This is a genomic window from Paenibacillus sp. LHD-117, from assembly GCF_030929555.1.
In the GTDB taxonomy this organism is placed as follows: domain Bacteria; phylum Bacillota; class Bacilli; order Paenibacillales; family Paenibacillaceae; genus Pristimantibacillus.
In genome coordinates, this window is sequence record NZ_JAVFVT010000050.1 from 21332 (window position 1) to 40275 (window position 18944).

General features: G+C 56.2%; 14 protein-coding genes. 9 read left to right on the top strand and 5 right to left on the bottom strand.

Translation table 11 applies throughout. The features are described 5' to 3' along the window. Positions 1 to 25: 25 nt before the first annotated feature. From RB620_RS27550 to RB620_RS27565, 4 genes are all read right to left on the bottom strand, one after another. The gene (locus tag RB620_RS27550) at positions 26 to 3901 is read right to left on the bottom strand and encodes a response regulator (RefSeq protein ID WP_308100029.1); all 3876 of its coding nucleotides are present in this window, start codon (positions 3899 to 3901) and stop codon (positions 26 to 28) included. 71 nt (positions 3902 to 3972) lie between these two features. Continuing rightward, positions 3973 to 4971 carry an L-glyceraldehyde 3-phosphate reductase gene (mgrA, locus tag RB620_RS27555; RefSeq protein WP_308100031.1) on the bottom strand — a complete coding sequence of 333 codons (999 nt, stop codon included), beginning with the start codon at positions 4969 to 4971 and terminating at the stop codon, positions 3973 to 3975. 72 nt (positions 4972 to 5043) lie between these two features. Beyond that, on the bottom strand, positions 5044 to 6492 hold the full coding sequence (locus RB620_RS27560; RefSeq protein WP_308100033.1) for an HD-GYP domain-containing protein: 1449 nt from the start codon (positions 6490 to 6492) through the stop codon (positions 5044 to 5046). 46 nt (positions 6493 to 6538) lie between these two features. Further along, positions 6539 to 8554, bottom strand: a complete 2016-nt coding sequence (locus RB620_RS27565) for a putative bifunctional diguanylate cyclase/phosphodiesterase (RefSeq protein ID WP_308100035.1) — start codon at positions 8552 to 8554, stop codon at positions 6539 to 6541. Between the two features lie 170 nt (positions 8555 to 8724). Here RB620_RS27565 and RB620_RS27570 point away from each other — a divergent pair, with 170 nt between their 5' ends. The 3 genes from RB620_RS27570 to RB620_RS27580 all read left to right on the top strand — a co-directional run bounded on the left by RB620_RS27570 (position 8725) and on the right by RB620_RS27580 (position 12356). Next, entirely contained in the window at positions 8725 to 9918 is a 1194-nt protein-coding gene (locus tag RB620_RS27570) for a foldase protein PrsA (protein ID WP_308100037.1), read from the top strand. Between the two features lie 235 nt (positions 9919 to 10153). Beyond that, complete coding sequence (locus tag RB620_RS27575) at positions 10154 to 11272, top strand: RNA-guided endonuclease InsQ/TnpB family protein (RefSeq protein ID WP_308100039.1); 1119 nt, start codon at positions 10154 to 10156, stop codon at positions 11270 to 11272. 211 nt (positions 11273 to 11483) lie between these two features. Further along, positions 11484 to 12356, top strand: coding sequence for an aldose epimerase family protein (locus RB620_RS27580; RefSeq protein ID WP_308100041.1), 873 nt, complete (start codon positions 11484 to 11486; stop codon positions 12354 to 12356). Positions 12357 to 12579: 223 nt separating this feature from the next. Here RB620_RS27580 and deoC read toward each other — a convergent pair whose 3' ends face one another. After that, entirely contained in the window at positions 12580 to 13269 is a 690-nt protein-coding gene (deoC, locus tag RB620_RS27585; RefSeq protein ID WP_308100043.1) for a deoxyribose-phosphate aldolase, read from the bottom strand. 186 nt (positions 13270 to 13455) lie between these two features. On the opposite strand from deoC, the gene RB620_RS27590 reads away from it, so the two are divergent. From RB620_RS27590 to RB620_RS27615, 6 genes are all read left to right on the top strand, one after another. Then, entirely contained in the window at positions 13456 to 14283 is an 828-nt protein-coding gene (locus tag RB620_RS27590) for a purine-nucleoside phosphorylase (RefSeq protein WP_308100045.1), read from the top strand. 200 nt (positions 14284 to 14483) lie between these two features. Continuing rightward, positions 14484 to 16229, top strand: coding sequence for a 5'-nucleotidase C-terminal domain-containing protein (locus RB620_RS27595; protein WP_308100047.1), 1746 nt, complete (start codon positions 14484 to 14486; stop codon positions 16227 to 16229). A 221-nt stretch (positions 16230 to 16450) separates the two neighbouring features. Continuing rightward, complete coding sequence (locus tag RB620_RS27600; protein WP_308100049.1) at positions 16451 to 16885, top strand: hypothetical protein; 435 nt, start codon at positions 16451 to 16453, stop codon at positions 16883 to 16885. 13 nt (positions 16886 to 16898) lie between these two features. Beyond that, positions 16899 to 17390 carry a cation:proton antiporter regulatory subunit gene (locus RB620_RS27605; protein ID WP_308100051.1) on the top strand — a complete coding sequence of 164 codons (492 nt, stop codon included), beginning with the start codon at positions 16899 to 16901 and terminating at the stop codon, positions 17388 to 17390. Between the two features lie 2 nt (positions 17391 to 17392). Further along, positions 17393 to 18625 carry a cation:proton antiporter gene (locus RB620_RS27610; RefSeq protein ID WP_308100053.1) on the top strand — a complete coding sequence of 411 codons (1233 nt, stop codon included), beginning with the start codon at positions 17393 to 17395 and terminating at the stop codon, positions 18623 to 18625. Further along, positions 18571 to 18705, top strand: coding sequence for a hypothetical protein (locus RB620_RS27615; RefSeq protein ID WP_308100054.1), 135 nt, complete (start codon positions 18571 to 18573; stop codon positions 18703 to 18705). The genes RB620_RS27610 and RB620_RS27615 overlap by 55 nt, the downstream gene beginning before the upstream one ends. The last annotated feature ends 239 nt before the right edge of the window (positions 18706 to 18944 follow it).

Genomic DNA, 18944 nt, shown 5'->3' on the forward strand with positions numbered 1-18944 from the left:
CGAACAACAGATTGTTAGAAAAATGTTAGACGATTCTGTCGAACGATTCGCCCGATTCCCGAAGGCCTTGCAAAAGTGTTGCAAGCTCTTTCTCCAGATTGGAGAGAGCAAGCTGAAGTTCCGCCGACTCCGCCCGTTCCTTTACCAGATCGCTTACCTTGCCCACGGCGTCGGCCAGTTCGGCGGCCGACAAATACCCTGCCGCCCCCTTCAGCGTATGAAGCATCCTTGAGGCTTTGTCCGTCTCCTCCTGCTTAAGCGCGAGGCGGAGCTGATCCATGAACCGCTCGTAGTCCAGCTTGAACTGATCGATCATGTGGCGAAGGATCGGCAGCTTGCCGTTGACCCGCTCCAGCGCGCTCTCTACGTCCATCCCGGCAATCGGGCGCATTGCTGCAGCCGGCGTCCCCTGATTGCCCGGCTTCCTGTCGTGCCAGCGCGTCCGGCTTTCATCCCTTTCGTCCGAGTCGGCCAGGCCGCCCTCGGCTCCCGCCTTCCGCTCCAGCCAATAAGCTAATGCCTCCTGCATCCGTTCAACCGACAGCGGCTTCGTAATGACTTCATTCATGCCGAGCTTCAAGTATCGCTCATGGTCCTTCTTCACCACGTTGGCGGTCACCGCGATGACGGGTATGCCGTCATATTCCTTTTTGCTCCGCATGATCCGGACAGCTTCGGTTCCGTCCATGACCGGCATATGGATATCCATCAGCACCAAGTCCCAGCGGCCTTGCTCCAGCATGCGGAGAGCTTCCTCTCCGTTCTCCGCCAGCTGCGCTTCGTATCCGGCATCCTTAAGCATCTCGAGCGCGACCATCTGATTGATCTTATTGTCCTCGGCTAACAAAATCTTCATTTGGCTCCGCCGTTCCTTGGCCGTCTGCATCGACGCGCCGATACCGGCATCCTTCTTCGCCAAGCTCTTCCTCCCGGTCGCATCCTGGAATGCCCGAAGCAACGCCTTTCTCGTCACCGGCTTCGCGAGAATGCCCGCAGGCCGGTTCTCGTACGGCAGCTGTAGCAGCTCGTCCCGGCCGAACGTCGTCGTCAGCGCGATGATCGGAACGCCGGCTTGGGCCGCGGCCGCATGCATATCCAGCCAAGTCTCGGTGCCGTACATATCCGGCATCTCCATATCGGTAAGCAGAAGCTGCGGACGAGCGCCTTCTCCAACGATCCGAAGCCGCTCGAACATCGTCTGCCAGCTGCCAAAGGCAATGGTCGTCAAGCCGAAGCTCTCCAGCAGCAGCGTCCAATGATCGCGCATCCGCTTGTTGTCTTCCAGCACCCAGACCGTCTGCTCGTTCGAGAATGGCGGAAGCTTGTCGGCAGAATCGATTCGCGCGGGGTCTACGCCGAACGGCAGCGTGAAGTAGAAGCGGCTTCCGGCTCCTTCCACGCTGGTCGCGGATAAGGTCCCGCCCATCAGCTTCACAAGATTTTGCGCGATGACAAGCCCAAGTCCCGTGCCGCCGAACTTGCGGGTCGTAGAGCTGTCCGCTTGCGTGAACGGCTTGAACAGTCTGTCTACCTGTTCCCTGCTCAAGCCAATTCCCGTGTCCGCGATCAAGAACCGGATCCACACCTGCCCTTCTGACTCGCCCTCCATGTCCAAGTCGAGCTTCACTAGCCCTTTGCCCGTGAATTTGATGGCATTCATGCATAAGTTCAGCAGCACTTGCTCCAGCCGCAAGGAATCGCCGATCAGCATCTGCGGGAGTCGATCCGGCGTCTTGATCATGAATTCGAATTGCTCCTTGCCTCCGAGGAATACGCTAAGCTGGTTGGCGATGCGGTGCAGCAGCTCCTCCGGCTTGAACGGAAACCGTTCCGTCTCCACCTTGCCCGCTTCGATCTTGGAGAAATCGAGTACGTCGTTAATAATGCGCAGCAGCGATTCGGATGACAAATGCATCTTGTCGATATAATCCTTCTGAACCACGGAAAGCTCCGTTTTGCGCAAGAGGCTCGTCAAGCCGATAATGCCGTTGAGCGGCGTCCGGATCTCGTGGCTCATCAGCGCGAGGAAGCTGCTTTTCGCTTTGTTCGCTTCTTCGGCCTCGAGGGTGGTCCGGACCAGCTCCTCCTGCACCAGCTTCTGCTCCGAGATATCCCGGGCTATGCAGGAGTAGAACATTTCGCCGGTATATTCGTCCTCGTGAACGACGACGACGAACGAAGCGAAGAGCGGATCGCCGTTCGCTTTTTTCATCTGCAAACTTCCGTTCCAATATCCATGCTTCAGCGCTTGCTCCGTCCCTACTCGCAATTGGTCATGCATGGAAGGATCAATGAAGGCTTTCGCCTTCGCTTTGACATTACCTGACTCCGGCAGTCCCAACATCGTTTTGCCGGCACGGTTCATATAAACGATATCGCCGTCCATATTGACCGAAGCGATGAGATCTTGGGCCGATTCCACGATGTTGAGCAGCCGATTACGCGCGTTCTCGACGTGCTTCCGGTCAGAGATGTCCCTCACCATGCCAACGACGCCCGTAAACTTGCCGGTGCGATCGCGCAGTCCGTTCGAGCTATGAAGCGTCGGAATGCGCGTTCCGTCCTTATGGATGAACGTCCATTCACGCTCATAGGAGAATTGAGCCGTCCGCAGCTCCCGGAACACTTCGATGCCCGGCCTTATTTCGCGCCCCAGCTCGGCGCTCAGACGGGCGGCCTCCAGCTCGATCTCGTCCATATCCATGAAGACGATCGGCGTGGCATGGCCCGCTAGCTCCGCCGTCTTGTAGCCCAGCATCTCTTCTGCGGTTTGATTCAGATAAGTAACCCGATACTGATCGTCCAGCACGATGAACCCGTATTGATTCTGGTTGATGATCGCGCCAAGCCTGTCGAACATTTCCTGAAGATGCTCCATCATCCCGTTCACGGAATGCGCGAGCTGGCCGATCTCGTCGAATTGGGAGGTGTCCAGATGCTCGGCTTCGAATTCTCCCGCGGCCGCCTGCTCCGTCACGGATAGGATTCGCTCCAGCCGCTTGACGATTTTTTCGAAATAAAGGTAAAAGAAGATCCCGATAATGAGCTCCGAGATCGCGATCGTCGTGACCGTTCGCCAGAAGATTGGGGCCAGCAGCGCCTCCATCTTCGATACCGGCTCCGACATCGCGATGCGCCATGGCGTTCCGTCGACCTTGGAATAGAACACCATAAACGATTGACCCGTGTCTTCGACGTTCGATCTGCCTTCGTTCTGATGCAGCATAGCGCCGGAGACCGCCTCGAGCACGGGATCTTCCGTAATGAACTCCGGCGGCTGGGAGGAAGCTTCGGAAGAATAGATGATAGCCCCTTCGTCGTTGTAGAACCGAACCGGATTCGTCTCCTCCGCGAAATCGAAAAACCGGTTAAACGAGGTAAAAGGAATCGACGCGTAAATAACGCCAACGATACTCGTCCCGCTTCCGTAGACGGGAACGACGATATACGATTGGTCCACAAGCGAGAACTCCGGCTTATACGGATCCGTTATCGTAACCTTCCCATCGATCGCGGATTCAAAAAAAGGCTCGCCGCTCATGTCCCGATCCGGACCGTCGCTGCGAACGGCCATGCCGTCCGCGCCGACGAAACCGATGGTATGATAGGCGAAGCCGCTTCGTACCAATTCACGCTGAAAATAGGTTTTGCGCTCGGATGGCGATCCGTAACGTACAACATCCGTCCGGCTCATGACCAGCACTTCGGCCTTGCGAATATCCATCCAGGCCGCGATGTTGTCCGCTTGGCTGCTCAGCCTGCTTCCGATCTTGTCCATCTCCGATCGCAGCATCGCCTTCTTGACCGCCGAATAATTGCCGACGCCGGCAATCAGCAACGGGATGAGCGATATGAGCACGATAAAGATCAAGCCTTTGGTTCTGAGCGACATCTTGTTCATATGGATCATCCCCCTAATCCATCAAAGTGCCGGATGCTGATTGACTGCCGCGACGCGGCGACGGCTGGCAATTAGTTCGCGCTTGCCGCAATCTCGTCGATGCGGGCTAACTCTTCGTCGCTGAACGAGAGATTGTTAAGCGCTGCGACGTTATCGTCGATTTGCTCCACCCGGCTCGCTCCGATCAGAGCCGTCGTCACCCTGCCGCCGCGCAGCACCCATGCCAGCGCCATCTGAGCGAGCGATTGGCCTCTTGCCTCGGCCAGCTCATGCAGCGCCCGGATCCCTCCGAGCTTGCTTTCCGTAATATGATCCGACTTCAGGAATACGCTTGGACCGCCCGCCCTGGAATCCGACGGCACGCCGTTCAAATACCGGTTCGTCAGCATCCCGCCCGCAAGCGGCGAGAAAACGATCGAGCCGATGCCTTGCTCGTCCAATACATCCTGAAGGCCGTCTTCGATCCACCGGTTGAGAATGGAATACGACGGCTGATGAATGAGACACGGCGTGCCCAGCTGCTTCAGGATGCGAGCCGCCTCGGCCGTCTGCTCCGCGCTGTAGTTGGAGATGCCGACGTATAACGCCTTGCCTTGGCGAACGGCATGGTCGAGCGCGCCCATCGTTTCTTCCAGCGGCGTATTCGGATCCGGACGGTGGGAGTAGAAAATGTCCACGTAATCGAGATTCATCCGCTTCAAGCTTTGGTCGAGGCTGGCGAGCATGTATTTGCGCGAGCCCCATTCGCCGTAAGGCCCTTCCCACATCCAATAGCCGGCTTTCGTCGAGATGATCATCTCGTTCCTGTACGCGCCCATATCGTTCTTCAGAATCGCGCCGAACGTTTCTTCCGCGGAGCCCGGGGGCGGCCCGTAATTATTGGCCAGGTCGAAGTGGGTGATGCCGAGGTCGAATGCCCGTCTCACCATCGCCTTGCCATTCTCGTACCTATCGATGCCTCCGAAGTTATGCCATAGTCCGAGAGAGATGGCCGGAAGCTTCAGTCCGCTCCTGCCTACCCGATTGTATATCATGGTTTCATATCGATTATTCGCGGCCGTATATGGCATATTCATTACCTCCGATTTATGTTTTACAAATGATTGAACTTGCGATGTTTCCGATTCGCCTGTCTGCGCCATTCATCCTGTTTTCCCGTCCGAATCCAGCCTTACGTAATCGCTGTTCTTCGAAGTCTCCAGGATAAACTGCTGCTGCTCCTTCACCAGCTTCTCCCATGCCGCGATGCAGCGCGGGTCGAAATGCCTGCCGCTCTCTCGGAGCAGAATGTCCATCGCTTCTTCATGCGTCATCGCCTTCCTGTAAGAGCGAGACGAAGTCAACGCGTCGTAGACGTCCGCTACCGCCGTAATGCGCGCCACGAGCGGAATGTCCTCCCCTGCCAGCTTATCTGGATAGCCGCTGCCGTTCCACTTCTCGTGATGGGAGCGAATGACCGCAAGCTCCTCCAGCATGAAGCCGAGCCGCTTGCACATGTCGTATCCGGAGACGGGATGAGTTTCGATGACGACTCGTTCCTCGTCCGTCAGCTTGCCCGGCTTGTTCAGAATGCCGTCCGGAATGGCCAGCTTGCCGATATCGTGCACGAGTCCGCCTTGCGCGATCGCGCGCAATTGCGACAAGGACAGCCCAAGCTCTTCGCCTAACTTAAGCGCATACAAAGCTACTCTGTAGTTATGCCCGGCGGTATAGGCGTCCTTCGCCTCCGTGGCGAACACGAGCTCCTTCACGCTGGGCGATATGTAGGTGTGGATCCAATCCTGCGGTGCGGCCCGAAACAACCTTCGAATCGAGGAGGTTAGCGACCCCGTGCTCAGATGTTCCCTTGCGATGCCGATGACCATCACGATGACCGAGGCGAGGAGCAGGACATGGTACAGCCACCAGCTAGCCCGCCAAGACTGTCCGGTTACCATGATCAATTGGGCGACGAACATCCAACCTGTGCTGTACGCGATCGCTAGCTGCAGAGGGAGTCTCGAAGCGCTGTACGTTTGCAGGTTCCGATAAACCGTCCAGCCGTTAAGCAGCAGGACGACGGCCGTCACGACCCATTTGCCCAGCTCGTCCCTGAGATTGAGCCAATGGACGAGTTCGGGATTGCGCCAGAGGAACGACCCGAAGAGCAGCAGGATAACGGACCATGCCGGCAGCAGCCATAGCTGGCGTTCCGACAACCAGCGCACGAGCCGATGATCGCCGGATATGGAGCACATCCATAACCAGAATGCGGCCAGCAGCACGCTGAGCTGGGCGGCATTGCCCGCAATGGCGGAATGATGCATGAGGAAGCCCGGCGTGGACAATCCGTGCAGGATGAACATGCCGGCAAGCGATACGTAGGCAAGCGACAAGAAGCTGACCTTGCTGTTGCGAATCCGGATGGCGACGATCCCGACGGCCGCGGCTACCGCAAGCGCGAGAACGGAAACAAGGCTGACGACATAAAAATGCTCGTGCGGAGCCTTGATCATCCCGTCGTAGGGCGTCGATTGCAACCATACATAGAGAACCAGCGGTAATAGCAGCCAGAACGCCAGCCAAGCAAACACTTTCCTATGCTTCCCCATGGTAATCCCTCCTTAATCGCGGCGAACGGATGAACGGATCAAACCATCAAGCAATTAACTCCGCGAGCCAAGAATCCACTTCTTCCTTCGGCATCGGTTTCTTAAAATAGTAGCCTTGCATAATGGAGCAGCCGGCGCTTCTGAGAAACTCCAGCTGGCTTTCCGTTTCGACCCCTTCCGCGATCAGCTCGATCTCGAGCTGCTTCGCGAGCGTAATGATCGTGCCCACGATCGCGCGCTTGGATGGCGATTCGTAGTCTTGCATATACAGTCTGTCGATCTTGAGCGTCTGGAACGAAATGCGGTCGATGGAGCCGAGGAAGGAGTAACCGGAACCGAAATTGTCCATCGTAACCCTTACTCCATCCCGCTGCAGCGGAGCCAATTGCGCCTCCGCTTCCGTCGCATAGTACATGACGGTCGCCTCCGTAATCTCGAGCTCCAGCATGCTTGGCGGAATGCCGGACCGCGTCAGCGCTTCGTTAACCATATCCGGCAAGCTGCTGCTTTCGAATAGGTGGGCCGATAGGTTGACCGACACGCCGAGCCCTGCGTCCATTCTTTCGTTCCATGATCTGCAGTCGCTGCACGCCTGCTCGAGCACCCACCTTGTCATGGGGATGATCAGCCCCGTCTCTTCCGCCACGGGTATAAATTCGTCGGGCGCGATTGGGCCAAGCCTAGGATGCTCCCATCTGAGCAGCGCTTCGAAGCCGATCGGCCTGTTCGTCGCATCGTTCCACTTCGGCTGGTAATACGTCGTGAACTGCTGGAGAATCAGCGCGGTGCGCAGCCCCTTCTCGATTTCCATGCGCCTCGACAATCGTCGATCCAGCTCTTCGTTATAGGCGCAGAACTGGTTCTTGCCGAGACTCTTGGCGTAATACATCGCGGTATCGGCCGCCTTCAGCAAGGAAGATCGGTTCGTTCCGTGCCGTGGGGCGTAACTAATGCCGATGCTGACGGTGACGTAAAGCTCGTTGCCTTCGAGCCAATACGGACGACGAAGCTCCTCCAGCATTTGGGAAGCGAGCGCTTCGACTTTCTCTTCCTTCAGGTCGTTAACGAGTAGAAGGAACTCATCGCCTCCAAGCCGGAAGACGAACCGGCTGCGGTTCACGAACTGGTTCAGCCTGTTCGCGACCTCCTGCACCAGCAAATCGCCCATGTCATGCCCGAGCGTGTCGTTGATGAGCTTGAACTGGTCGAGATCGATATACATAACGGAGCTGCCGCCGGACAACTTCAGCTTCTCTTCGAATATATGGTTCATGGCATGGCGATTCGGCAGCCCCGTAAGCGAATCGCTATAGGCAAGCCGCTTCAGCAGCACGCGCTCCCAGTGCAGGGCGAGCCAGGTGACCGATACCATAATCGCCATGACGAAGGAAATGGACATCAACATGGAAGAATCGAACCGCTCGGGCGTGCTGCTCCCCGTCGACTCGGTCGGGAAGCACCAGAATTCAGCTGCCTCCATTCCCGTATAATGCATGCCCGAGACGGCTATGCCCATCAGGATGGCAGCTAGCCATTTGAGCCAGAAGGTAATCGAGCCTTCTTTGAATCTCGTTAACAAATACAACGCGGCGCAGGAAGCGATGACCGCGACGAGGGCAGACGCGCCCCATAGAGTAGAATCATATGTAATTTGAAGAAACTCCGATTCCATTGAAGCCATTCCCGTGTAGTGCATCGTCACGATGCCGGCTCCCATGAGCAGGCTGCCGGCAGCAAGCTTCGCGCGGGTTACTTTTCTCGACATGGTCACATAGAACGCTAGCAAAGAGGCCATAATACTAGCCAGTATCGAAATAGCGGTCGTCGGCACGTGATAGCTCACTTCCACGTCGACATGGAAGGCGATCATGCCGACAAAATGCATGGTCCAAATGCCGCAGCCCATTACAACGCCGGACACGATCAGCCAGCCCATGCGGGCAATTCCGCTGGAATGGGATGTTTTGTAGGCTAGGTTAAGCGCGGAATACGACGTAATTAAGGCGATGACGAACGAAATGAATACGATCCATCCGTCGTAGCTTCCTTGTAGACTATTCAAACGATCCCTCCGTGTCAGCAATTGTCGTTTTTATTCTAACACTAGTAACGCTAGACATGAATAGGACGCGACACGAAAATATGGGCTTTTTTTATTTAAGATTAAGGTTTTTGGGACAAGCATTTGGTATAGTAGTTGAAGAATTGCATTTTGAAGGGAGTTACGAACGAATGAGCAGTCATGACGAAACGCGTCCGAACGAGAAGAAAACAGATATCGGAGCGGAGAAGGAAGAACGTTATACGTACGACCAAGAACAAGAAGAGAACGAATTGACCGAAGCGGAAGAGCTTACGGACGAAGAGTTCTATGAAGACGAGGCGGACGATGATGCTCGCAAAGAAACGGCGGCTGCCGCGGCTGCGGTAGCAGCTCCAGCGGCGTTGGCGTCGACTCCGGCATCGCCGGCCAAGAAAGGCGGAGGATTAGGCTGGATCGTGTTGTCCGCGGTGCTCGTCATCGCGTTGATCGTCGTGCTGATCAAGCCTCCTTTCGGCGGAGGCAGCAATGATGCCGTCGCGACGGTCAACGGAACAAAAATCACGAAAGATCAATTATACGATACGCTCGTGAAAGCGAACGGCGCCGCAGCGCTCGACAACCTGATTCTCGAGAATCTCGTGCAGCAGGAAGCAGACGCGGCAAGCATCTCCATTACGGATCAAGATATCACGGACGAGATCGAAGCGATCAAGCTGCAATTCGGCACAGAAGAAGCTTTCCAGGGCGCGCTTGCGCAGAACGGTTACACAATGGAGGCACTTCGTGCGGATATGAAGATCAGCGCGATGATCCGCAAGGTGCTTGAATCGAAGACGGACGTAACGGACGAAGAGGTAAAAGCATACTTCGACGAGAACAAAGCGACGCTTGGCGGCAACGCGGAGCAGGTTCGCGCTTCCCACATTCTCGTGGATACAAAAGAAGAAGCCGACGCGATTCTTGCTGAGCTGAAAGCAGGCGCCGACTTCGCGGAGACGGCCAAAGCCAAGTCGAAGGACGGCTCCGCCGCGAACGGCGGCGATCTGGACTTCTTCGGCCGCGGCCAGATGGTTGCCGAGTTCGAAGAAGCCGCATTCGCGCTTGAAGTTGGGCAAATCTCCGAAGTCGTGAAGAGCGAATTCGGCTACCACATCATTAAGAAAACGGATTACAAGGCTGCGGTCGAGCCGAACTTCGAAGAGAAAAAGGCTGCCATCCGCACCCTTCTTGTCGGACAAGAAGCGCGCACGCTGTCCGAGACATGGATTGAAGAAATCCGCGGCAAAGCGAAAATTACGAACACGCTTGAGCCTGCCGCTTCGGACGCTCCGGCGGCAACGGACGCTCCGGCCGGGGAAGGCGAAACAACGACTACCGAATAGAGAATCGAGGGGCCTGCTTCCAAGCCAATGCTTGGGGCAGGTCCTTTCTATTTCCGGCGCCTCCCCTTCTTTCCCAGTCCCTTTACTCCTGCGCCGCTTTCATCTAATTCGCACAGGATACTCCCGCTTCTGCAAGCGGGGGAGGAATGTGCGTCAGGCGTTTGCCTGAATGGTTTTTTGGAATGTCGTTACCTTCAATTCCATGCTATAATTAGCATGGAAAGGAGTAGAACGTATGATCGCAACCATCACTGCGAAGATCAAGATTATGCCGACGGAAAGCCAAATCCAAGCGTTGCAGGAAACGATAGTTGCTTATCGGCAAGGCTGTAACCTTGTCTCTGCCCTTGTGTTTGAGACCAGAGAAGTCAAGCAGTCTGCCTTGCACCGCATGGCCTATCGAGCCCTGCGCAACATGTTCGGCTTGCGATCCCAAATGGCTCAGTCGGCGATGAAAACCGTCACCGCCAGATACAAGACTATTCAAAGCAATGGCCACGATTGGATGCACGTGCAGTTTAAGAAACCGGAATATGATCTCGTATGGAACAGGGATTACTCATTGGTCTCGCATTTGTTCTCCGTGAATACGCTTCAAGGCCGCATCAAAATTCGCTTCGAGACAAAAGGAATGCAGCGATACTTCGACGGCTCTTGGACATTCGGGACAGCTAAGCTTGTCTGTAAAAAGCGCAAATGGTTCCTGCATATTCCGATGTCAAAAGACATACCCGCACCGCAGCTGAAGGAGATCACACAAGTTGCGGGGATCGATCTGGGCATCAACTTTGTTGCAACCGCCTATGGCAGCGATGGCAAAGCCGCTTTCTTCCGAGGCAGGGCGCTGAAACGAAAGCGGGCGAATTATAAACGCTTGCGGGCGCAGCTGCAGCGAAAACAAACGCCTTCGTCCCGCCGTAAGCTCAAACAAATCGGGCAACGAGAAACCCGTTGGATGACCGATGTAAATCATCGGGTCAGCAAGGCACTCGTTACCCGTTATGGAGCAAATACGCTTTTTGTGCTGGAAGATCTGACAGGAGTCCGAAAGCGGACGGAAAAGACCAGGCTCAAGGATCGGTATGTCATGGTATCGTGGGCGTTCCATCAATTGCGCAAGATGGTGGAGTACAAGGCGCAGCTTGCGGGATCGATGATGATTGCGGTGGATCCGAAGTACACCTCGCAAGCCTGTCCGGTATGCGATCATACCGCAACGGCTAACCGGGACAAAAAGAGCCATCACTTTCGTTGCCAAAACTGCGGTTATCAAAGCAACGATGACCGTATAGGCGCAATGAATCTCTATCTGTTGGGAAAAGAGTACCTTCTTCAAGGTGCAGGCGTAGCATGACTAGGCTTGCAGGGCAGCTGTCAATCTGCCCATCGGTAGGCGAAAGCTTATCGTGGATGTAACACTACGTTCTGTCCGAATGCTAAAAGATCGGAGTCGCAAGACGTTACCACGATCGGGTAGTTACAAGCTCCCACTTCGAACGATAGTTAAGTGGGCGTCATTGACGCACAATGGAAGAAATCACTTCATAACGGAGGTTACAATCAACATGAGCCAGTTTGCGGTTACGAATTACACGGATACATACACGATTTACGAACTTACGGAAGCAGGAACGGATTCGCGCGTGCTGGTATGCCCGGAACGCGGCGGCATCGTCATCGGCTGCCAGCTGCGCGGCAAGGAATTGTTTTATTTGGACAAGGCGACTTTCGAAGACCCGAAAGCCAACATTCGAGGCGGCAATCCGGTTCTCTTCCCGATCTGCGGACCGGTGCAGGATTCCGTCTACGAATGGAACGGCAAGACGTACCGCATGGGCCAACACGGCGTAGCCCGCAACGCTTCCTGGGAAGTGGCAGGCATCTCCACGGAAGGCGAAGCCTCCGTCACGCTGCGTCTTCGCGCGGGCGAAAGCACGCTTGAGGCGTATCCTTTCGACTTCGAGCTGGAATTCACCTATGCGCTGGTGGACGGCCGACTTCATACCCGCCAGACATACCGCAATCTGGGCGATAACGGACCGATGCCGTTCTACGCGGGCTTCCATCCTTACTTTGCTATTGAAGGCGGCAAGGATATCCCTTACGAAACCGACGCAACGCGTTACGTCGACTATAACGACAACGTTGTGAAACCTTATAACGGCTCGGTCGACCTTGAGCCGATGGTGGAGTCGTTCTGTCTGCTGGATGCGAAAAAAAGCGAAATCGCCTTTCCGGTCGGGGGCGGCACCCGCGTCCGCCTGACGTACGATCCGATATTCAAGTACGTCGTCATCTGGTCGCTCAAGGATCGCCCGTTCGTCTGCGTAGAGCCGTGGATGGCGCAGCCTCTCGAAATGAACCGCCGCGAGGAACTGGTCATGCTCGCGCCCGGCGAAGAGCTTCAAGCCGGCATGACGATCGGCTGCGAGAGCTGAGGCGACGACTTCTTCGCGATTCATTCGTCCGTCGCCGGCCGCAGCAGCTGGCCGTGTATCGCAAAGAAGCCTCCAAATTCCGCATGTTTCACGGGATTTGGAGGCTTTTTTAAGTCGATCGCATCGAATTATTTCCCGCGCAATGACGTTTTCCGGAATTTTAAGTCGATCGCATCGACTCTTCTCCCGCGCCTTGTCGAATCATTGAGAGCTGTTCGAAGGCTTAGTATCCCTCTCCCTTGCCGCCGGTTACGATTGCGACGCTCGAGCTTGCTCCGATCCGGGTGGCGCCGGATGCGATCATCCGCAGCGCCGTCTCCAGATCGCGTACGCCGCCGGAAGCTTTCACGCCGAGATCCGGGCCGACCGTCTTGCGCATCAGCGCGATATCTTCCGCGGTCGCTCCGCCTTTGCCGAAGCCCGTGGACGTCTTCACGAAGTCAGCGCCCGCCTTCACGCACAGCTCGCACGCCACGACCTTCTCTTCGTCCGTCAACATGCCCGTCTCCAGAATGACTTTCAATGGCGCCTTGCCTTTGCATGCCGCCACAACGCCTTCGATGTCGCGCAGCGTGCCTTCCGTATCGCCGGACTTCAACAGGCCGATATTAAGCACCATGTCGATTTCGGTCGCGCCGTCTTCGATCGCTTGCTTCGCCTCGAACGCCTTGGATGCCGTGCTTGTGGCGCCGAGAGGGAAACCAACGACTGTCGTAATGCCGACGCCGCTTCCCTTCAGCTCTTCCGCCGCCAGCGGCACCCAGCCCGCGTTCACGCATACCGTCGCGAATTTGTGTTCTCTTGCTTCCGCGCAAATGTGCAGAATTTCGTCTCTCATGGCGTCCGCCTTGAGAATTGTATGGTCGATCATCGCCGCCACTTGGGCGGATGATAGGTTTGTATCATTGTTCATGGAATATGGCCTCCAATTAGGTGATGTGAGTTGCTCGTTCCCATTATACGAAGCTTTGGGCGAAACAACAACTTGCCCCCGCTTCGCCGGCTTTCGCCTCGGTTTACTTTCCCCTAACGGATAGGCTATTATGGGAATGTTTCGCACAAACCTGTCAAGCAACGAATAAAGGGAGATGTTGAGCGCATGGACAACGTGTTGGCCAAAATAAAAGAAGCAGCCGCTTATATCGAAGATAAGCTCCAATCGAAACCCCAAATCGGCCTCATCCTCAGCTCCGGCCTTGGCGTCATGGCCGATGAGGTCGAGAATGCCGTCGTTATTCCATACGAAGCGATTCCTCACTTCCCCGTCTCTACGGTCGAAGGCCATTCCGGCGAACTCGTCATCGGAGATTTGGAAGGCAAGACCGTGCTCGTCATGAAGGGCCGGTTCCACTATTACGAGGGATATTCGATGAAAGAAGTCGTGTTCCCCGTCTACGTCATGAAATATTTGGGCATCGACACGCTGCTCGTCACCAACGCCGCCGGCGGCATGAACCGCTCCTTCTCGGCCGGCGACCTGATGCTTATCACGGACCATATCAACAATACGGGCAGCAACCCGCTGATCGGGGCGAACGTGGCCGAGCTGGGTCCTCGTTTCCCGGATATGTCGCAAGCCTACAACAGGGAGCTGCGCTCCATCGTGGCCGGACAGGCCGAAGCCTTGGGCATTCAGCTGCAGCAAGGCGTATACGTCAGCATCTCGGGACCGACGTACTGCACGCCGGCGGAGCTCACGATGATGGCCGGCTGGGGCGCGGATGCGGTCGGCATGTCCACTGTGCCCGAGGTCACGGCCGCGAATTATTGCGGCATGAAAGCCGTCGGCATCACGTGCATTACGGACATGGCGATCGGCGACGAGCTGGAGCCTCTTACCCACGAGCAAGTCGTGAAAGTCGCCGAGCAGACGCGGCCGAAGTTCATTTCGCTAGTGAAAGCTTCGGTTCGGGCATTCACGGTATAATCCAATCGATCGCCAAAGCGCTTCGTTCGCCGATGATTTTTATCGGTAATCGGAGCGCTTTTATTTGATTTATGGCTTGCCGAGGACAAGCCTTGCTCTTTTTTCGTTATGGAAGCACAGGATATCCTATCCATATTGCCGAATATGTTCCTGTCGGATGCTTCAGACTATACCCATAGCGATGAAGGGATGATGGAGAAATGGCCAAGAGATGGAAGTGGATGATGTCCGCCGCGCTTAGCTTGACCTTGCTGGCCGGCACGGCGGGCGGCGCGGCCGCGGAGGAGGCTGCCGCGACGAAAGAACCGTCCGGAACGCGCATTACTTTGCTGCATACGAACGATATGCATGCGCGGGCGGTAGACGGACTGGGATTTGCGAAACTCGCCGGCATTTTCGACAGCTACAGGGCGAGTAACCCGAATACGCTGGTGCTTGATGCCGGGGATGCCATCCACGGCACGACCTTCGCCACGCTCGTTGACGGCAAGAGCGTCGCGGACGCGATGAACCTGATGGGCTACGACGCCATGGCCCCGGGCAACCATGAATTCAATTATGGCGTTGATCGTCTGCTTGAACTTGCCGGAGGCATGAAGTTCCCGGTCCTTAGCGCCAACGTGAAGGACAAGGAAGGAAAGCCGCTCTTCAAGCCTTATGTCGTTAAGGAAGTGGACGGAGTGAAAGTTGGCATATTCGGCTTAACGACTCCGGAGACGGCCTACAAAACCCATCCCAAAAACGTCGAAAACGTTGTCTTCACCGATCCGGCCGCCGAGGCGCAGACCATCGTGGACGAGCTTGAAGACGAGGCGGATATTATTATCGCGCTCGGCCATCTCGGCGTCGACGAATCGAGCGTCGACACGAGTCTGAAGGTCGCGAGCGAGGTCGAAGGCATCGATATTTTCGTGGACGGCCACAGCCATACGGTGCTTGAGGAAGGGCTCGAAGCCGAGAACGGCACGCTTATCGTCAGCACGGGCGAATATACGCAGCATGTCGGCGTCGTGGATCTATGGGTCGAAGACGGGGCCGTGACGTCCCGGAAGGCGAAGCTGCTTAACGCAGAGAGCACGGCCGATATCGAGCCGAACGAGGCGGTGGGCGCGCTGATCGCGGACATTCAGGCGGAACAAGCCGAGCTGCTGAGCGAGGTCGTCGGCACGGCGGGCATCACGCTTGAGGGAGCCCGCGAGAAGGTTCGCGCCGGAGAGACCAACCTCGGCAATCTTGTCGCCGATGCCCTCCTGTTCGTCACCAAAGCGAATGTCGCCATTACGAACGGCGGCGGCATACGCGCATCGATCGACAAAGGCCCGATCACGAAGGGCGAGATTATTACAGTGCTGCCGTTCGGCAACCAGATCGTGACGCTGAAGGTAACCGGAGCGGACATTAAAGCCGCGCTGGAAAACGGCGTATCCGATTACCCGAATCCGAAGGGCGCGTTCCCTCAGGTCGGCGGCATGAGCTTTAAGATCGACCCGGCCGGCGAGAAAGGCAGCCGCGTCCATTCGATTCTAATCGGCGGGAAGAAGCTCGATCCGGCCGCCGAGTATACGCTCGCGACGAACGACTTCATGGCCGCCGGCGGCGACGAATACACGATGTTCGGCAAGCACCCGCAGGCCGGCATGTTCGGGTCGCTGGACGAGGCGCTGATCGCCTACATCGACGAACTTGGTTCCGCCAAGCCCGTTCTGGAGGGCCGCATTGCCGAGGGATCGCTGCCGAGCGCGACAAAGCCGGAGCCGAAACCCGAGCCGAAGCCGGAACCAAAGCCGGAGCCGGAGCCGGCGCCAAAGGTGTACGTCGTGAAGAAAGGCGACACGTTATGGGCGATTGGCCGGAAGTTCGGCACGACCTGGCAGGAGCTTGCGAAACTGAACAAGCTGAAGAACCCGGACCTCATCTTCCCGGGTCAAAAAATTATTTTGCCATAAACGGCAGTTTACGAATCGACCACCATGACATGAAAGAGAGCGGCATCCCTCAGCGGAGCCGCTCTCTTCGCTTTTTTGACCTCGCTTCAAGATAAACCTTCTATATTGTAATATTGGGAAGCCGCCATTAGTTTATGTTCGCGTCAAGCTAGGCTATAATGGAGTAATGATCTTATTCACGATACAGGGTCACTAACGAAACGAAGAAAGGAGGACGAGAGATGTTCCGCACGCGCCTAACCTACGCAACCGGGTTATCCGATACCCGCAACGAAAAACCGAAAACGCCGTTTGCGCTTTTGCTGCTCTTCGCGCTGCTCGTTACCGCTTCCTTTGCTTATCAAGCCGGCAACAACTTCGAGCTTACAGCGAGCGTAAGTAAAACGCCGCAATCGGCCGTCTCTCATGCCTCCCACTCTTCGTTTCCGGGGAAGCACCCTTCCGATACGAACGCCTTGCTGCCGAACAGCCCCGACGTGCTTGCGGCTGCCGTCAGTCTATTAATCATCTATATTCTCGCGGCGCGAGCGTCGATTTTCCAGACACCATTCCGGCAAAGGTTGAAGTCGTCGCTGCTGCTGCCGCTCAAATTTTCGTGCATGTACGTGGATTCCTCCTATCCTTCATTCCGGGCAACGTTTCAATCTACAACTTAAGGAGGAACACAACATGAACATCAGAGAATCGGATTTGCCGGGCATCGGCAAGAAGTATCAAATCATGACCAGAAGCGGCGACAAGTTTGTCGTAATTATCCACGATGACGGGCGGCGCGAGCTGTACCACTTCGACTATGACGACCCGGACGACAGCATCTCCATGGTCACGCTGGAGGACGAGGAAGCCCGCCAAATGGCGGCGATCATCGGAGGCATGACTTACAAGCCAAAGGCGCTGGAGACGATCGAGGTCGCTCTTGACGATCTGACGATCGAATGGTTCAAGGTCGAACCGGGCGCTTCCTGCATCGGGCTTACGATCGGCGAAGCCGATATCCGGCAGACGACGGGCACGACGATCATCGCCGCGGTCGAGAAGGATGCCAAACACATTAATCCCGGACCGGACTACAGGTTCAAGGCGGATACGACGTTAATCGTGGCCGGCGAGCGTCAGCAGCTTAAATTGCTGAAGGCGATGCTGCAGACCGGGAGACGATAACGATGGACCACATGGTGCTTGAGATCGGCTTAGCCGTCATATTGATTGCCCTAGTCGGATTGTTGGCAGCGAGAATCCGTTTCTCCGTTATCCCTTTCTACATTCTGATTGGTATGGCAGTCGGGCCCCATGCTCCTAAAATCGGCGTACTTGATTTTACCTTCGTCGAAAGCGCGGAGACGATCCATTTTTTGGGTCGGCTCGGGGTTCTATTTCTGCTGTTCTACCTCGGTCTGGAATTTTCCGTCGGCCGGCTCATCAAGTCGGGCCGCAACATCGCCGTTGGCGGAACCATCTATATTTTCATTAATTTTTCGCTTGGTTTGATCTACGGCTTCGCCACCGGATTCCCGTTCGCCGAGACCATGGTGCTCGCCGGCATTACGACCATCTCCTCTAGCGCGATCGTCGCGAAAGTGCTGGTCGACCTCAAGCGCACCGCCAATGCCGAGACGGAAATGATTCTAGGCATCATCATGTACGAGGATATTTTCCTAGCGGTGTACTTGTCCGTCCTATCCGGGCTCGTGCTCAGCGATCAATCGTCGCTCGGCGGCGTGTTGCTGTCCGCTTCCTACGCCCTCGGATTCATGCTTCTGTTCTTGATCATCGGGCGCAAAGCCGCTCCGCTGCTCAACAAGCTGCTCGACATTCGTTCGAACGAGCTGTTCATTCTACTTATTTTCGGCTTGTTGTTCTTCGTCGCTGGCCTTGGAGAAACGATCCACGTCGCGGAGGCGATCGGCGCGCTGCTGTTCGGCCTCGTGCTTGCGGAGACGAACCACATGAAGCGGATCGAGCATCTCATCCTGCCGTTCCGCGACTTCTTCGGCGCGCTGTTCTTCTTCAGCTTCGGCCTCACCATCGAGCCGCATAAGCTGGGAGGCGCCGTCTGGCTGACGCTTGGCGCCGTAGGCGTCACGCTGCTCGGCAACTTCGTCGCCGGCATGCTCGCGGGCAAGAGCGCCGGACTGTCGCCGAAAGCTTCGTCCAACATCGGCCTTACGATCGTCTCGCGCGGCGAGTTCTCGATCATCGTCGCAAACGTTGGACTAGCTGCCAACCTGGACGAGAAACTCCAGCCGTTCGCCGCGCTTTACGTGCTCATTCTGGCGATCCTCGGCCCTCTGCTTACGAAGGAATCGAAGCTCATCTTTAATGGGCTTAACAAGGTGTTCAAGTGGGAAAAACCGAAGCCGTCCAAGGAGCGCAAGCGCCAGCCGGCCGAAGGGTAAGGCTGAAGGCGGCGCTTGGCGCGCTGCAGGTCCGTTTCGCGGACCTGCAGCGGCTGGCGGCGGCGCTCGACGCGCTGTAGGTCCGTTTCGCGAACCTAAATCCGCCGAATGAGCTTCTCCGAGCAATTTAGATTCGCCTCGTGTACCTATTACCGCCATACGAGCACCTCTGAGTAATTTAGATTCGCCTCGCGTACCTATTTCCGCCAAACAGGCGTGACGCATGCGCAGAGCACAACAAAAAAGGGCAGTTCCCGCGGGAGCAAGCATTAGCTTGTTCCCCACTGGGGACTGCCCTTCTCTATACCACTCTGCTTGT

Bases quoted from the DNA above. Each gene is read 5' to 3' on its own strand.
- RB620_RS27550 (WP_308100029.1), bottom strand. From the start codon at position 3,901: ATGAACAAGATGTCGCTCAGAACCAAAGGCTTGATCTTTATCGTGCTC.
- mgrA (WP_308100031.1), bottom strand. From the start codon at position 4,971: ATGCCATATACGGCCGCGAATAATCGATATGAAACCATGATATACAAT.
- RB620_RS27560 (WP_308100033.1), bottom strand. From the start codon at position 6,492: ATGGGGAAGCATAGGAAAGTGTTTGCTTGGCTGGCGTTCTGGCTGCTA.
- RB620_RS27570 (WP_308100037.1), top strand. From the start codon at position 8,725: ATGAGCAGTCATGACGAAACGCGTCCGAACGAGAAGAAAACAGATATC.
- RB620_RS27575 (WP_308100039.1), top strand. From the start codon at position 10,154: ATGATCGCAACCATCACTGCGAAGATCAAGATTATGCCGACGGAAAGC.
- RB620_RS27580 (WP_308100041.1), top strand. From the start codon at position 11,484: ATGAGCCAGTTTGCGGTTACGAATTACACGGATACATACACGATTTAC.
- deoC (WP_308100043.1), bottom strand. From the start codon at position 13,269: ATGAACAATGATACAAACCTATCATCCGCCCAAGTGGCGGCGATGATC.
- RB620_RS27590 (WP_308100045.1), top strand. From the start codon at position 13,456: ATGGACAACGTGTTGGCCAAAATAAAAGAAGCAGCCGCTTATATCGAA.
- RB620_RS27595 (WP_308100047.1), top strand. From the start codon at position 14,484: ATGGCCAAGAGATGGAAGTGGATGATGTCCGCCGCGCTTAGCTTGACC.
- RB620_RS27600 (WP_308100049.1), top strand. From the start codon at position 16,451: ATGTTCCGCACGCGCCTAACCTACGCAACCGGGTTATCCGATACCCGC.
- RB620_RS27605 (WP_308100051.1), top strand. From the start codon at position 16,899: ATGAACATCAGAGAATCGGATTTGCCGGGCATCGGCAAGAAGTATCAA.
- RB620_RS27610 (WP_308100053.1), top strand. From the start codon at position 17,393: ATGGACCACATGGTGCTTGAGATCGGCTTAGCCGTCATATTGATTGCC.